General features: G+C 63.7%; 2 protein-coding genes and 2 pseudogenes. 2 read left to right on the forward strand and 2 right to left on the reverse strand.

Annotated elements, in window-relative coordinates; all coding sequences use genetic code 11:
• The first annotated feature begins 557 nt into the window (after positions 1–557).
• Entirely contained in the window at positions 558–947 is a 390-nt protein-coding gene (locus PV350_RS46255; RefSeq protein ID WP_500339270.1) for a transposase, read from the forward strand.
• A 132-nt stretch (positions 948–1,079) separates the two neighbouring features.
• A pseudogene (locus PV350_RS46260) lies at positions 1,080–1,480 on the forward strand (transposase family protein); the annotation flags it as partial.
• On the opposite strand, the pseudogene PV350_RS46265 reads toward PV350_RS46260, so the two are convergent.
• A pseudogene (locus PV350_RS46265) lies at positions 1,468–1,863 on the reverse strand (helix-turn-helix domain-containing protein); the annotation flags it as partial. The pseudogenes PV350_RS46260 and PV350_RS46265 sit on opposite strands and share 13 nt — an antisense overlap.
• Positions 1,860–2,115 (reverse strand): hypothetical protein (locus tag PV350_RS46270; RefSeq protein ID WP_500339271.1); only part of this gene is annotated, 256 nt, incomplete at its 5' end. The pseudogene PV350_RS46265 and the gene PV350_RS46270, both read right to left, overlap by 4 nt.

A 2,115-nucleotide genomic window follows, 5' to 3' on the forward strand; every position in this document is an offset into this window, starting at 1 on the left:
AGAAACCCACGACACCGCCCTGCCCACCACACTCACCGCCTAGCCTCAAAGAAGAGATCACCGAGTGGCCGTCGATACACCACTCCCACGGACGTGACCAACCGGCCAAGGGGCTGTGCCCAAACGTCTCGGCTGAGATCACCCCCGTCGCGTTCCAGCGCTCGCCGGTTCGGTGCGTGGCTACAACCACGCCCCCACATACCAGACATCTCGTGACAACGACCCTTCATCCGCCCCCAGCACCACATCCACAAGTTGGACACGGCACATACCTTCAAAAAAACAACGCTGAAATTCAATATCCTGGGGCTGCTCTCCTGATCGGATGGATCACCGAGCAGAGCGAGAAATCGGTTGAGGGTTCGACGGTCAAGGCGGACCTCCAACCGGCCGCGGCCACCCATGGCCACGCCCTCGCCTGTGAAAGAGTCGCGGTATCCCTTCGCCCCCTCTTGAGGAGGCGTCGCGACTTCTTCTCTAGCCGGACCACTCATCAGGAAGCACTGACATACCGAAACTGGCTGCTGCCACCACCCCGTCCACAGTGTGCACTGAAGATGGATCTTGAAGTGAAACGACCTCGGTTCGTAGCACACGAAGATCTAAGCGATGACCAGTGGGCCATGCTCGAGCCACTTCTACCGACGGGAAACGGGCGCGGCCGGCCCCCGGTATGGACCCGTCGACAACTGATCGACGGCATTCGATTCCGGGCGCACACCGGCATCCCCTGGCGGGATGTGCCTTCGCAATACGGCCACTGGACCCGCGTCTACGAGCTGTTCAACCGGTGGCAAAGAGACGGAACCTGGCAGCAGATCGTCACCCAGCTCCAGGCTCGAACGGACGCAAAAGACCTGATCACCTGGGATCGTAACGGCCTCAGTACACCCTGCCGAGCCCGTCAGAACCCCGCGTTGAGAAGAAGGACGAGAACCCCGCAATAGGGCCGACGGGCAGAGCTGTCAATGAGCCGGACGGCCTCAAACTCAAACGATCCATAGGTGGTCTGGCTAAAACCGTGTCCTATGTGGTGAGGCGACCACTCCACTGCTCATGGGGCGGGTACCTGGAGTTGGATTGTTCAGGACGTCTGTGGGAGTTCCCGGAGCCGCTGATGCCGCCGCCAAAGGTGCGGCCGCCAGGCGGGGACACGCAGGACGCCGCGACATCTGTGTACTGGTCAGCGGCTACGAATGGTGTGCTCTGCACCCGTGCTTCGGGATACAGAAGTCGACGGCGCACCGCCGGTTCCTGATCAGGCTCCGAGCCCGCATGTGGCACCGGCAGCACGCAGCGATCCCGCACCGGCTCATGTCCTGAACTCTCTCCCTGGCCCGCCAGGGTGCACCCCCAGCCACGTGCAGGCGAAAGTGGGGGCAACCTCACAGGTCGGCCGAGCCCCGTGGACCAAGGTAAACCGCACTCCACGATGCACTCCCAGTCAGACGCGAACGGACTACCCCTCCTCATCGGCGTCATCGAGACCCGGCCTCGTCTTCTGAAGACGAGCCAGCCCCGTGCGCCGCCGCGGCGCTTCCACCTGCGGCCACGTCTCCTTGATCCACCCCGTTACCCCGGTCCGCGTCACGCTCCAGCGCCCGCCAGGCCGGACCTGATGACTCCACCCGTGGCGCCGCAGCATCAGGAAACCGCTGGCCGATCAGCGTCTTGATCCGGGACAGGGTCCAGGCCTGGCCCGGCCGTGCGCCAGCGCTGCACCGAGCGCACCCTCACCCGCAAGTCCTTGGCGACCTCCACGTTAAAGACCCCCACGGCAAACCGCTCAGCGACCTCCGCCCGAATCCGCTCGCGAAACGTCTGCCGCTCAGCCGTCAACCCACCACCCTGCAGATACCTCAGGCAACCGGCGGCATCCCGCGACGATCAAGCCACATCAGCCCCCAACGACACCGCCACTCGAAAGCCAGTTGACGTCCAGCCACCCGGCGCCAGGTGTCGCTCAAGCCGCAGTCGACTTCGACGCTCCCCTGTCGGAACGGGATCTGTCTGTTATGAATCGCTCCGGGTTTGGTGTCGAGCGGGATGTCACGCGCTGACGGGTTCGTCGGCGTGGGTGTGTTGGTGATGGTAGGCGTCTTCGTACTCGGCTGG

Origin of the sequence: Streptomyces sp. PA03-6a (genome assembly GCF_033792765.1) — a bacterium.
GTDB lineage: Bacteria > Actinomycetota > Actinomycetes > Streptomycetales > Streptomycetaceae > Actinacidiphila.